Here is a 15,120-nt window from a genome sequence, read left to right as displayed (position 1 = left end):
TAAAATTATTTATAAATCAGTATGTTGTAATTAAATTTGGTAGTTTAAGTGGGGGGGTTTGTAATAAATAAATTGTTTACATATAAAACTTTATTATGAATATTTGAGAGTTCTTTATAACTGTTGCTAAAATTTTATTCAACTCGCATAACAGATTGGTATTAGAGTTTAACTTAAATTTTTAGCAGGGTTAGATCAATGAATAAAGTTTATAAAAGTGTTTGGAATGAAACTACAAAAAGTTGGGTAGCTGTATCAGAGTTGGGTAAAAGTAAAAAAAAGAGTAAGACGGTAAAATTGGTTGCATTCAGTTTAATTAGCTTACTTTTGTCAGAGCAATCATTCGCTGCACAAACGGTTACAGTCACAGGTTCTGGAGCCGGTATCCAACTAGGACAAGATGCTATAGCAAATGATACTAATTTGGGATTGAATTATTGGAATAATCCTTATGCATTTTGGAAAAGTGGGACGTTATATGGGAATGGCTCTACTGCTATTGGTTATAGTGCAAATGCAAATGATCGTTCTTCTATAGCGATTGGTGCCAATGCTCAAACTGTGTCTGGTAGTATCGGATATGGGGGAGGGATTGCAATAGGCCCATATAGCTATAGTTCTAATTCAGGAACTGCAATAGGAAATAGAACAACGGCAACAGGAATTTCTAGCTTAGCTTTTGGGCGAGAAAGTGCGGCTATTGGAACGGTATCAGTTGCTATTGGTACTGCTACTGCGGCAACTTCGGATGGTTCTGTGGCTGTAGGGGCATCTGCGCAAGCCAGTGGATCTCGTGCAATTGCAATTGGATCTATTGGTACATTGGGTTGGGGAAGTAGTCGTACTATAGCTAATGGTGAAGATGCAATCGCAATTGGATCTGCATCTTTAGCTACAAGTGCTAATTCAATTGCATTGGGTGCACACACAAAAGCTAATCAAATTAATGATATTGTTATAGGTACTGGCGCCCAAGGGGGGTCAGGAGCGGACACGGATGCTATTGCTATTGGCACTGGAGCAACGGGCTATGCTTATGGTATAGCTCTGGGTGCAAATGCAGTTGCTGATCAACCTGGTACTTTAAAAGTAGATGGTGCGATAGCAATTGGATCAGATTCATATACTCATTATGGTAGCAAAGGTGCAGTTGCAATAGGAAACTCTTCAAAAGTTCTTAATTGGGCTGAGGATGCAGTTGCTTTGGGACGTTTCGCTGAAGTTTCTAAGAGTAATGCAATTGCTCTTGGAGCGTACTCAACTACAACAACCAATGCTACAAAAGTTGTATCAACTAGTTTAAATGGCATTTCCTATGGCGCATTTGCCGGTCAGGTTTCAGATAGTGGAAAACAAGTTTCAGTTGGTTCGATTGGCCAAGAGCGACAAATTAAAAATGTAGGTTCTGGAAATATTTCGGCGTTAAGCACTGATGCAATCAATGGTAGCCAGTTATATGCAACTAATTTAGCTTTAGGCAATGTTGCTAACAGTGTGGCAAATATATTGGGTGGAGATGCAGAGTTAAATCTGGATGGCGATATTTCCATGAGTGATATTGGCGGAACTGGTAAAAATACTGTTCATGAAGCAATAGCTTCAGTTAAAACTGAAGTTATTGAAGGTAGTAATATTAAAGTAACGCCAAATGTAAATAATGATGGAAGTACTAAATATATTGTTGCAACAGCAGATGATGTGACTTTCACCAATGTGAATACCACTAACTTGTATGCCACAGGTGAAACCAAGTTAGGTAATAACTTCACTGTGAACAATGCAGGTGATGTGTATTACACAGGTGACATTACCGATGGTGATCACATTGTGAATAAAAACTATGTTGATCAAACATCAGCAGCCGCTAAAACAGAGGTAATTAAAGGTACCAATGTTGCCAGCGTAGATTCATCTACGGGTACCAATGGTCAAACCATTTATACCGTCAATGCCGATGGCGCTAAAGTCAGCGCAGGCTCTACAGCTGTGAGTGTTACAGCAGCTAATAAAGATGCAAGCAATGTAACCGACTACGTAGTTGATTTAAGCCAAGATACCAAAGACAGTTTGGTGAATGCAGACACTGCATTGCAATCAGTGGTCACACAAATTGATGGTTCGGATGTTAAGACCATCAATAAAGCTGACAACACAGCCAATTTCGTTACTGGTAGTAATATCAAACTCACTGCAGTAAATGGTGGTATTGAAGTTGCGACAGCAGATGATGTGACTTTCACCAATGTGAATACCACTAACTTGTATGCCACAGGTGAAACCAAGTTAGGTAATAACTTCACTGTGAACAATGCAGGTGATGTGTATTACACAGGTGACATTACCGATGGTGATCACATTGTGAATAAAAACTATGTTGATCAAACATCAGCAGCCGCTAAAACAGAGGTAATTAAAGGTACCAATGTTGCCAGCGTAGATTCATCTACGGGTACCAATGGACAAACCATTTATACCGTCAATGCCGATGGCGCTAAAGTCAGCGCAGGCTCTACAGCTGTGAGTGTTACAGCAGCTAATAAAGATGCAAGCAATGTAACCGACTACGTAGTTGATTTAAGCCAAGATACCAAAGACAGTTTGGTGAATGCAGACACTGCATTGCAATCAGTGGTCACACAAATTGATGGTTCGGATGTTAAGACCATCAATAAAGCTGACAACACAGCCAATTTCGTTACTGGTAGTAATATCAAACTCACTGCAGTAAATGGTGGTATTGAAGTTGCGACAGCAGATGATGTGACTTTCACCAATGTGAATACCACTAACTTGTATGCCACAGGTGAAACCAAGTTAGGTAATAACTTCACTGTGAACAATGCAGGTGATGTGTATTACACAGGTGACATTACCGATGGTGATCACATTGTGAATAAAAACTATGTTGATCAAACATCAGCAGCCGCTAAAACAGAGGTAATTAAAGGTACCAATGTTGCCAGCGTAGATTCATCTACGGGTACCAATGGACAAACCATTTATACCGTCAATGCCGATGGCGCTAAAGTCAGCGCAGGCTCTACAGCTGTGAGTGTTACAGCAGCTAATAAAGATGCAAGCAATGTAACCGACTACGTAGTTGATTTAAGCCAAGATACCAAAGACAGTTTGGTGAATGCAGACACTGCATTGCAATCAGTGGTCACACAAATTGATGGTTCGGATGTTAAGACCATCAATAAAGCTGACAACACAGCCAATTTCGTTACTGGTAGTAATATCAAACTCACTGCAGTAAATGGTGGTATTGAAGTTGCGACAGCAGATGATGTGACTTTCACCAATGTGAATACCACTAACTTGTATGCCACAGGTGAAACCAAGTTAGGTAATAACTTCACTGTGAACAATGCAGGTGATGTGTATTACACAGGTGACATTACCGATGGTGATCACATTGTGAATAAAAACTATGTTGATCAAACATCAGCAGCCGCTAAAACAGAGGTAATTAAAGGTACCAATGTTGCCAGCGTAGATTCATCTACGGGTACCAATGGACAAACCATTTATACCGTCAATGCCGATGGCGCTAAAGTCAGCGCAGGCTCTACAGCTGTGAGTGTTACAGCAGCTAATAAAGATGCAAGCAATGTAACCGACTACGTAGTTGATTTAAGCCAAGATACCAAAGACAGTTTGGTGAATGCAGACACTGCATTGCAATCAGTGGTCACACAAATTGATGGTTCGGATGTTAAGACCATCAATAAAGCTGACAACACAGCCAATTTCGTTACTGGTAGTAATATCAAACTCACTGCAGTAAATGGTGGTATTGAAGTTGCGACAGCAGATGATGTGACTTTCACCAATGTGAATACCACTAACTTGTATGCCACAGGTGAAACCAAGTTAGGTAATAACTTCACTGTGAACAATGCAGGTGATGTGTATTACACAGGTGACATTACCGATGGTGATCACATTGTGAATAAAAACTATGTTGATCAAACATCAGCAGCCGCTAAAACAGAGGTAATTAAAGGTACCAATGTTGCCAGCGTAGATTCATCTACGGGTACCAATGGACAAACCATTTATACCGTCAATGCCGATGGCGCTAAAGTCAGCGCAGGCTCTACAGCTGTGAGTGTTACAGCAGCTAATAAAGATGCAAGCAATGTAACCGACTACGTAGTTGATTTAAGCCAAGATACCAAAGACAGTTTGGTGAATGCAGACACTGCATTGCAATCAGTGGTCACACAAATTGATGGTTCGGATGTTAAGACCATCAATAAAGCTGACAACACAGCCAATTTCGTTACTGGTAGTAATATCAAACTCACTGCAGTAAATGGTGGTATTGAAGTTGCGACAGCAGATGATGTGACTTTCACCAATGTGAATACCACTAACTTGTATGCCACAGGTGAAACCAAGTTAGGTAATAACTTCACTGTGAACAATGCAGGTGATGTGTATTACACAGGTGACATTACCGATGGTGATCACATTGTGAATAAAAACTATGTTGATCAAACATCAGCAGCCGCTAAAACAGAGGTAATTAAAGGTACCAATGTTGCCAGCGTAGATTCATCTACGGGTACCAATGGACAAACCATTTATACCGTCAATGCCGATGGCGCTAAAGTCAGCGCAGGCTCTACAGCTGTGAGTGTTACAGCAGCTAATAAAGATGCAAGCAATGTAACCGACTACGTAGTTGATTTAAGCCAAGATACCAAAGACAGTTTGGTGAATGCAGACACTGCATTGCAATCAGTGGTCACACAAATTGATGGTTCGGATGTTAAGACCATCAATAAAGCTGACAACACAGCCAATTTCGTTACTGGTAGTAATATCAAACTCACTGCAGTAAATGGTGGTATTGAAGTTGCGACAGCAGATGATGTGACTTTCACCAATGTGAATACCACTAACTTGTATGCCACAGGTGAAACCAAGTTAGGTAATAACTTCACTGTGAACAATGCAGGTGATGTGTATTACACAGGTGACATTACCGATGGTGATCACATTGTGAATAAAAACTATGTTGATCAAACATCAGCAGCCGCTAAAACAGAGGTAATTAAAGGTACCAATGTTGCCAGCGTAGATTCATCTACGGGTACCAATGGACAAACCATTTATACCGTCAATGCCGATGGCGCTAAAGTCAGCGCAGGCTCTACAGCTGTGAGTGTTACAGCAGCTAATAAAGATGCAAGCAATGTAACCGACTACGTAGTTGATTTAAGCCAAGATACCAAAGACAGTTTGGTGAATGCAGACACTGCATTGCAATCAGTGGTCACACAAATTGATGGTTCGGATGTTAAGACCATCAATAAAGCTGACAACACAGCCAATTTCGTTACTGGTAGTAATATCAAACTCACTGCAGTAAATGGTGGTATTGAAGTTGCGACAGCAGATGATGTGACTTTCACCAATGTGAATACCACTAACTTGTATGCCACAGGTGAAACCAAGTTAGGTAATAACTTCACTGTGAACAATGCAGGTGATGTGTATTACACAGGTGACATTACCGATGGTGATCACATTGTGAATAAAAACTATGTTGATCAAACATCAGCAGCCGCTAAAACAGAGGTAATTAAAGGTACCAATGTTGCCAGCGTAGATTCATCTACGGGTACCAATGGACAAACCATTTATACCGTCAATGCCGATGGCGCTAAAGTCAGCGCAGGCTCTACAGCTGTGAGTGTTACAGCAGCTAATAAAGATGCAAGCAATGTAACCGACTACGTAGTTGATTTAAGCCAAGATACCAAAGACAGTTTGGTGAATGCAGACACTGCATTGCAATCAGTGGTCACACAAATTGATGGTTCGGATGTTAAGACCATCAATAAAGCTGACAACACAGCCAATTTCGTTACTGGTAGTAATATCAAACTCACTGCAGTAAATGGTGGTATTGAAGTTGCGACAGCAGATGATGTGACTTTCACCAATGTGAATACCACTAACTTGTATGCCACAGGTGAAACCAAGTTAGGTAATAACTTCACTGTGAACAATGCAGGTGATGTGTATTACACAGGTGACATTACCGATGGTGATCACATTGTGAATAAAAACTATGTTGATCAAACATCAGCAGCCGCTAAAACAGAGGTAATTAAAGGTACCAATGTTGCCAGCGTAGATTCATCTACGGGTACCAATGGACAAACCATTTATACCGTCAATGCCGATGGCGCTAAAGTCAGCGCAGGCTCTACAGCTGTGAGTGTTACAGCAGCTAATAAAGATGCAAGCAATGTAACCGACTACGTAGTTGATTTAAGCCAAGATACCAAAGACAGTTTGGTGAATGCAGACACTGCATTGCAATCAGTGGTCACACAAATTGATGGTTCGGATGTTAAGACCATCAATAAAGCTGACAACACAGCCAATTTCGTTACTGGTAGTAATATCAAACTCACTGCAGTAAATGGTGGTATTGAAGTTGCGACAGCAGATGATGTGACTTTCACCAATGTGAATACCACTAACTTGTATGCCACAGGTGAAACCAAGTTAGGTAATAACTTCACTGTGAACAATGCAGGTGATGTGTATTACACAGGTGACATTACCGATGGTGATCACATTGTGAATAAAAACTATGTTGATCAAACATCAGCAGCCGCTAAAACAGAGGTAATTAAAGGTACCAATGTTGCCAGCGTAGATTCATCTACGGGTACCAATGGACAAACCATTTATACCGTCAATGCCGATGGCGCTAAAGTCAGCGCAGGCTCTACAGCTGTGAGTGTTACAGCAGCTAATAAAGATGCAAGCAATGTAACCGACTACGTAGTTGATTTAAGCCAAGATACCAAAGACAGTTTGGTGAATGCAGACACTGCATTGCAATCAGTGGTCACACAAATTGATGGTTCGGATGTTAAGACCATCAATAAAGCTGACAACACAGCCAATTTCGTTACTGGTAGTAATATCAAACTCACTGCAGTAAATGGTGGTATTGAAGTTGCGACAGCAGATGATGTGACTTTCACCAATGTGAATACCACTAACTTGTATGCCACAGGTGAAACCAAGTTAGGTAATAACTTCACTGTGAACAATGCAGGTGATGTGTATTACACAGGTGACATTACCGATGGTGATCACATTGTGAATAAAAACTATGTTGATCAAACATCAGCAGCCGCTAAAACAGAGGTAATTAAAGGTACCAATGTTGCCAGCGTAGATTCATCTACGGGTACCAATGGACAAACCATTTATACCGTCAATGCCGATGGCGCTAAAGTCAGCGCAGGCTCTACAGCTGTGAGTGTTACAGCAGCTAATAAAGATGCAAGCAATGTAACCGACTACGTAGTTGATTTAAGCCAAGATACCAAAGACAGTTTGGTGAATGCAGACACTGCATTGCAATCAGTGGTCACACAAATTGATGGTTCGGATGTTAAGACCATCAATAAAGCTGACAACACAGCCAATTTCGTTACTGGTAGTAATATCAAACTCACTGCAGTAAATGGTGGTATTGAAGTTGCGACAGCAGATGATGTGACTTTCACCAATGTGAATACCACTAACTTGTATGCCACAGGTGAAACCAAGTTAGGTAATAACTTCACTGTGAACAATGCAGGTGATGTGTATTACACAGGTGACATTACCGATGGTGATCACATTGTGAATAAAAACTATGTTGATCAAACATCAGCAGCCGCTAAAACAGAGGTAATTAAAGGTACCAATGTTGCCAGCGTAGATTCATCTACGGGTACCAATGGACAAACCATTTATACCGTCAATGCCGATGGCGCTAAAGTCAGCGCAGGCTCTACAGCTGTGAGTGTTACAGCAGCTAATAAAGATGCAAGCAATGTAACCGACTACGTAGTTGATTTAAGCCAAGATACCAAAGACAGTTTGGTGAATGCAGACACTGCATTGCAATCAGTGGTCACACAAATTGATGGTTCGGATGTTAAGACCATCAATAAAGCTGACAACACAGCCAATTTCGTTACTGGTAGTAATATCAAACTCACTGCAGTAAATGGTGGTATTGAAGTTGCGACAGCAGATGATGTGACTTTCACCAATGTGAATACCACTAACTTGTATGCCACAGGTGAAACCAAGTTAGGTAATAACTTCACTGTGAACAATGCAGGTGATGTGTATTACACAGGTGACATTACCGATGGTGATCACATTGTGAATAAAAACTATGTTGATCAAACATCAGCAGCCGCTAAAACAGAGGTAATTAAAGGTACCAATGTTGCCAGCGTAGATTCATCTACGGGTACCAATGGACAAACCATTTATACCGTCAATGCCGATGGCGCTAAAGTCAGCGCAGGCTCTACAGCTGTGAGTGTTACAGCAGCTAATAAAGATGCAAGCAATGTAACCGACTACGTAGTTGATTTAAGCCAAGATACCAAAGACAGTTTGGTGAATGCAGACACTGCATTGCAATCAGTGGTCACACAAATTGATGGTTCGGATGTTAAGACCATCAATAAAGCTGACAACACAGCCAATTTCGTTACTGGTAGTAATATCAAACTCACTGCAGTAAATGGTGGTATTGAAGTTGCGACAGCAGATGATGTGACTTTCACCAATGTGAATACCACTAACTTGTATGCCACAGGTGAAACCAAGTTAGGTAATAACTTCACTGTGAACAATGCAGGTGATGTGTATTACACAGGTGACATTACCGATGGTGATCACATTGTGAATAAAAACTATGTTGATCAAACATCAGCAGCCGCTAAAACAGAGGTAATTAAAGGTACCAATGTTGCCAGCGTAGATTCATCTACGGGTACCAATGGACAAACCATTTATACCGTCAATGCCGATGGCGCTAAAGTCAGCGCAGGCTCTACAGCTGTGAGTGTTACAGCAGCTAATAAAGATGCAAGCAATGTAACCGACTACGTAGTTGATTTAAGCCAAGATACCAAAGACAGTTTGGTGAATGCAGACACTGCATTGCAATCAGTGGTCACACAAATTGATGGTTCGGATGTTAAGACCATCAATAAAGCTGACAACACAGCCAATTTCGTTACTGGTAGTAATATCAAACTCACTGCAGTAAATGGTGGTATTGAAGTTGCGACAGCAGATGATGTGACTTTCACCAATGTGAATACCACTAACTTGTATGCCACAGGTGAAACCAAGTTAGGTAATAACTTCACTGTGAACAATGCAGGTGATGTGTATTACACAGGTGACATTACCGATGGTGATCACATTGTGAATAAAAACTATGTTGATCAAACATCAGCAGCCGCTAAAACAGAGGTAATTAAAGGTACCAATGTTGCCAGCGTAGATTCATCTACGGGTACCAATGGACAAACCATTTATACCGTCAATGCCGATGGCGCTAAAGTCAGCGCAGGCTCTACAGCTGTGAGTGTTACAGCAGCTAATAAAGATGCAAGCAATGTAACCGACTACGTAGTTGATTTAAGCCAAGATACCAAAGACAGTTTGGTGAATGCAGACACTGCATTGCAATCAGTGGTCACACAAATTGATGGTTCGGATGTTAAGACCATCAATAAAGCTGACAACACAGCCAATTTCGTTACTGGTAGTAATATCAAACTCACTGCAGTAAATGGTGGTATTGAAGTTGCGACAGCAGATGATGTGACTTTCACCAATGTGAATACCACTAACTTGTATGCCACAGGTGAAACCAAGTTAGGTAATAACTTCACTGTGAACAATGCAGGTGATGTGTATTACACAGGTGACATTACCGATGGTGATCACATTGTGAATAAAAACTATGTTGATCAAACATCAGCAGCCGCTAAAACAGAGGTAATTAAAGGTACCAATGTTGCCAGCGTAGATTCATCTACGGGTACCAATGGACAAACCATTTATACCGTCAATGCCGATGGCGCTAAAGTCAGCGCAGGCTCTACAGCTGTGAGTGTTACAGCAGCTAATAAAGATGCAAGCAATGTAACCGACTACGTAGTTGATTTAAGCCAAGATACCAAAGACAGTTTGGTGAATGCAGACACTGCATTGCAATCAGTGGTCACACAAATTGATGGTTCGGATGTTAAGACCATCAATAAAGCTGACAACACAGCCAATTTCGTTACTGGTAGTAATATCAAACTCACTGCAGTAAATGGTGGTATTGAAGTTGCGACAGCAGATGATGTGACTTTCACCAATGTGAATACCACTAACTTGTATGCCACAGGTGAAACCAAGTTAGGTAATAACTTCACTGTGAACAATGCAGGTGATGTGTATTACACAGGTGACATTACCGATGGTGATCACATTGTGAATAAAAACTATGTTGATAATTCAATTGATGATTTGGCAAATTCACCAATCTATTTTGCAGGTAATCATGGTACATCGATAGCCAAAAAACTGGGAGAAACGTTGGGGATTGTAGGGGCTAATGCTGTGAGTCTGTCGCAGACACTATCTTGGGATACTTCCAGTGCAGTCAACGGTGCTTACAGTTCGCAAAATTTGCAAACTATTTCGAATAGTAATGGAATTCAAATACAGATGGCGGATAGACCTGAGTTTTCAGGATTAGTCATTAATGGTAAAGACGGTAAAGATGCCTCTATAAACTTTATTGCTAGTGATGGAAGTGCAGGAATGTCCATTGTTGGTAAAAATGGAATTGATGGTAAGCAAGGTTTAACCTTCGTTGGTGTAAATGGTAAAGATGGAGTGAGTTTCACTGATGATGGACGTATTACGAATGTTACTGCTGGTAAAGATGGTAAAGATGCCGTCAATATGGATCAATTAACAGATGTAAATAATACAGCTAATAAGGGGTGGAATTTAACAACAAATGGTTCCGCAAGTAGCAGTAATGTGAAGCCCGGTGATATTGTTGATTTTAGTAACGGAGATAACAATTTAATTATAACTAATAATGGTAATAATGTTTCCGTTGACTTAGCAAGTAAAGTGACATTGGGTACAGGCAATAATGCTGTAACTATTGATGGCGATAACGGTAAAGTAATACTGGGAGATACCACAATCAGTAAAGATGGCATCACCATTGTTAATGGTCCTAGCATTACAAAAAATGGCATTGATGCGGGTGATAAGCAAATTACTGGGGTTGCAAGTGGATTAGGAGGAAATAAGCTTACAGATGTATCAGGTAAGGATTTAAACAATGCGGTGAATGTAGGTGATCTGCAAACTGTGGTAAGTGACATCAATCACAATGTTGCTGCATCTAAAACAGAAGTTACTGCTGGCAATAATATGGTAGTGAAAAGCAGTATTGGTAAAGATGGCCAAACGATTTATGAGGTTGCTACCGCTGATAAAGTTAATTTTAAACAAGTTACTGTAGGGTCTGTAACAATTGACCAAAGTAAAGTTGACAATAAAGGGAATACGATTATTGCTGGCGTTGGTGAAGGTGAAATTAGTCAAAACAGTACTGAGGCAGTGAATGGTAGCCAGCTTTTTGAAACAAACAACAAGGTGACCCAAAACACAGCAGATATTACTAATATTAATCAAACTTTGGATAAAGGTCTGAATTTCAGTGCTGATTCAGGTAGTACTGTGAATAAGAAGCTAGGCGATACTGTCACAATTACAGGAGACGGTAACATTAAAACAGTCACAACCTCCAATGGTGTGCAAGTTAGCCTTTCGGACAATATCAAAATTGGGACTGTTGAGGCTGATAGTGTTGTTGTGAATAATAATATTACTGTGAAAGAAGACGCTAATATTGATATGGGTGGAAATACTATCCATAACGTAGGTGCCGGTTCTGAAGTCACCGATGCTGTAAATGTTGGTCAGTTAAACCAAGTTGCAGGTAAATTAGAAAATAGAATCAATACAGTTGAAGACAATGCAAATGCTGGTATTGCAGCCGCTGTTGCTATAGCAAATCTACCGCAAGCATATGAGCCAGGTTCTCGAGTGGCAGCAATTGCTACGGGTATTTATGAAGGAGAAGTTGGTTACGCACTAGGTGTTTCAGCAATTTCTGATGGGGGTAACTGGATTATTAAGGCCTCAGGAACTGCAAATTCACAGAAAAACTATAGTGTTGGTGCTGGCGTTGGTTATAGATGGCGCTGATATATGTGATTTTAAAAAATAACGTATATCAAATAAAGGAATTAAATATGAACAAGTTTTATATAAGTAGCATTGTTGTATTGATTAATATTTTACTTGGCTTAACTGCTTGTACTAGTTATACAAAATCAGAAAAAGATGGTGCTGCCAAAACGTTGGTATGGCCAAAAGCTAGCGAATCTACTTTAAATATGAGTTTGGGGATATTTCCTGATCCATCAAGTTTAGAGCAAGTTAAATCAGGTTTAACCAAGCACCAGTTGTATTATTTACTTGGAAGACCGCACTATAGTGAAGGTTTTGTATATGTCAGAGAGTGGAATTATTTATTTCATTTTCATACTCCTGGCCAAGGTGAGAATGATGTAACAACATGTCAGTTTAAGGTACTTTTTGATAAGAAAAGCACTGCACAAACATTTTATTGGAAGGCAGTAAATCCTAAAAGTGGTGTTTGTCCTCCAGGAGGTAAACCAGAAAGTAAGCCAATCATGAGAGCTCAAAAGTTTACTTTGAATACAGATGCATTATTCGAGTTTAATAAAGCTGGATTGAAAGATTTAAGTGTTAAAGGACAAGAGGAATTAGATATCTTTATAAAACAGCTTCATGAATTAAAAGAGTTGAATACTATCATTATTTTAGGTCATACAGATTTCTTGGGTTCTGAAGTATATAACTTGCTTCTTTCGCAAGAGCGTGCAAATTCAATTAAACATTATTTAATTATAAAAGGAGTTCATCCTGACAAAATCAAGGCAATAGGAATTGGTGAACAGCAGCCAGTAAAGCAATGTTCACCTAGCCTTGAAAGAAATAAGTTAATTGCATGCTTACAACCCAATAGACGGGTAGAGATTGAAGTTAATGGCTACGGGATTGTTAATTAATAGAAATGGAGGTTATATGACAATTCAGTTAGAAGAGTTTTTACAAACTGCAAAACGTCGGAAAAAAAAGCAACGACTTGATGCACATAAGGAAGATATTATTAAGTTGGTAGTTGAAGATGTGACTTATATGGAAATACAAAGGTATCTTCAGTTAAAGGGTACAAAGGTGTCAGTGCCTACAATTGTTAATTTTATTCGGCGATTGAAAATAGAACTTCCAAATTCAATTGATTCTTGACGTTAGATTAGCTTTGTAAATATAGCCCAATAAAATAATTTATTCGTAAAGTATTTTATTGGGCTTTGAACCCATATTTGATTTTGTGTAAGTTACTTTCATTCATGATGGCTGCGTAAGTACTCAACTAAGAGTGCCGTAAGCCAACTAATTGCTAACCTCTAATTTTGAGTCAGCGTTGTTCATTTTTTCGAGATATTCATCGCTGCCAAATAAATCACTCTTTCAGTAGAAACATCTAATGAGAGAGTTCTACGTTTCTTTAGTTGTATGGCGGATGATGCATTGCTGAGAGCCTGAGTTTGTTATTTTTATGTATTCATCTGAGAGCTGCTTGTGCGAGTTTGTGTTCAGTTATTTTCTTTAAAAATCAACTCTGCGTACTTGGCTTGTTCGGTAGTGGCCCGAATCTCATTCAATACTTCTTGTTTGGCTGCCATATAGTACTCCTGCAGCCATTCTGAATACCATTCTGCGATTTTAAATCGCTCTTCCATAAAATCACTGCGTAAATAAGCTCGACGCGTGGTGTTTTTCTCTAGGTGGTCCAGTGCGCGTTCGATGGCATCTGGATTCATGCCTTGTTCATTACACACATCGGTAAATAAACTGCGAAAACCATGTGGTACCACTTTGGGCTTATTAGCCTGAGTGCCATCAAAACCCATGCTAGATATCAGTTTACCTACAGTATTTTCACTCATATAAGGATGTTGACCCCCGCCTTTTTTTGACGCTGGAAACACATATTCGGAATTGTTATGTAGAGATTGTAAATCACGTAAAATATCGCAAGCCCATGTTGATAATGTCACTGTAAAAGGGCGGTTTTGTTTCATGTTTTCCGCTGGTATATTCCATAACTTGTTCTCAATATCAAAATCGACCCATTTGGATGTACGTAAAGAACCCATGCGTACTGCCGTTAGCATAATCAGTAGTAAGGCATTCTTAGTTATTTTACTGGAGCCCGTCGTCATTAAAGCCTTAAAAAAGGGCTGAATTTGATGTTGTGGTAATGCTGGTAAGTTGGAGGTTTTCACTGGTTTCAAGTTATTGGCTAGGCGATTGGCCGGATTGCTATTGATGTGAGTTTCAATGACTGCAAAATCAAATACTGACCGCACGTGTTGTAAAGTCTTGGTTGTGGTTTCACCAATGTCTTTACTCTCCATTTTACGCATGGTAGTTAAAATGTCTTTAGCGGTAATGGTGGCTATGTTCAGTTTGCCAATATGTGGGAAAACGTGCGTTTCAAGACGTCGAATCACTTGTCTTGCATATTTGGGAGTCCATTTTGGCTTGTGAGTATCAAACCATTGCTCTGCAATTGCTTGAAAATCTAAATTGTTATCATTATTAATTATTTTTTTCTGTAAACTTGGATCTACACCTTTATTGAGTGTTTGCCGTGCCTCTTGTGCCAAATATCTTGCATCAGCCAAACTTACTTCAGGGTAAGTGCCTATGGTTAGATTTTTTTGCTTACCTTGAAAGCGATATTTCCAAATCCATGATTTGTGATTGGTGGTGCTTATCGTTAAATACAGACCATGACCATCAGAGATGTATTCACGGATTTTGCTTTTACCTTGATGCTTTAAGGATTTGATTTCTCTATCAGTTAATGCCATATGCTCACCTTTTGTTGCTACTCAATTTTAATTTATATACTTGATAAGTATAGACATTTTCATTTAAGTGCGAATTTAATAATTGCTATCTAGGTATTATGGCTGAATTTTTATCCCAGTAGCAACATTGGTAGCAACATTTTTATGGGCTTTAATGAGGAGTTGTTAGGAGGGGTTGGACAGTTTTTTGAATATATTTTATTGTTTTATAAAGATAATTATTATATTT

At 39.6% G+C, this 15,120-nt stretch carries 4 protein-coding genes; 3 read left to right on the top strand and 1 reads right to left on the bottom strand.

From position 1 onward, the window contains the following. Nucleotides 1-198 precede the first annotated feature (198 nt). The 3 genes from BN3003_RS18050 to BN3003_RS18040 are packed head-to-tail and all read left to right on the top strand — an operon-like array spanning nucleotide 199 to nucleotide 13,257. Nucleotides 199-12,126 carry a YadA-like family protein gene (locus BN3003_RS18050; protein ID WP_082625725.1) on the top strand — a complete coding sequence of 3,976 codons (11,928 nt, stop codon included), beginning with the start codon at nucleotides 199-201 and terminating at the stop codon, nucleotides 12,124-12,126. 47 nt (nucleotides 12,127-12,173) lie between these two features. Then, nucleotides 12,174-13,016: an OmpA family protein gene (locus tag BN3003_RS18045; protein WP_058358000.1), complete on the top strand. Its 843-nt coding sequence runs from the start codon at nucleotides 12,174-12,176 to the stop codon at nucleotides 13,014-13,016. Nucleotides 13,017-13,032: 16 nt separating this feature from the next. Then, nucleotides 13,033-13,257: a hypothetical protein gene (locus tag BN3003_RS18040; protein ID WP_058357999.1), complete on the top strand. Its 225-nt coding sequence runs from the start codon at nucleotides 13,033-13,035 to the stop codon at nucleotides 13,255-13,257. Between the two features lie 350 nt (nucleotides 13,258-13,607). On the opposite strand, the gene BN3003_RS18035 is transcribed toward BN3003_RS18040, so the two are convergent. Beyond that, on the bottom strand, nucleotides 13,608-14,891 hold the full coding sequence (locus tag BN3003_RS18035) for a tyrosine-type recombinase/integrase (protein WP_058357998.1): 1,284 nt from the start codon (nucleotides 14,889-14,891) through the stop codon (nucleotides 13,608-13,610). Nucleotides 14,892-15,120: the final 229 nt, after the last annotated feature.

The sequence above is a fragment of the Vitreoscilla massiliensis genome, assembly GCF_001457815.1.
In the GTDB taxonomy this organism is placed as follows: Bacteria; Pseudomonadota; Gammaproteobacteria; order Burkholderiales; family Neisseriaceae; genus Vitreoscilla; species Vitreoscilla massiliensis.
The sequence above is the reverse complement of the archived record's forward strand: the minus strand, read 5'-3'. Positions and strand labels throughout refer to the sequence as shown.

Bases quoted from the DNA above. Each gene is read 5' to 3' on its own strand.
- BN3003_RS18050 (WP_082625725.1), top strand. From the start codon at position 199: ATGAATAAAGTTTATAAAAGTGTTTGGAATGAAACTACAAAAAGTTGG.
- BN3003_RS18045 (WP_058358000.1), top strand. From the start codon at position 12,174: ATGAACAAGTTTTATATAAGTAGCATTGTTGTATTGATTAATATTTTA.
- BN3003_RS18040 (WP_058357999.1), top strand. From the start codon at position 13,033: ATGACAATTCAGTTAGAAGAGTTTTTACAAACTGCAAAACGTCGGAAA.
- BN3003_RS18035 (WP_058357998.1), bottom strand. From the start codon at position 14,891: ATGGCATTAACTGATAGAGAAATCAAATCCTTAAAGCATCAAGGTAAA.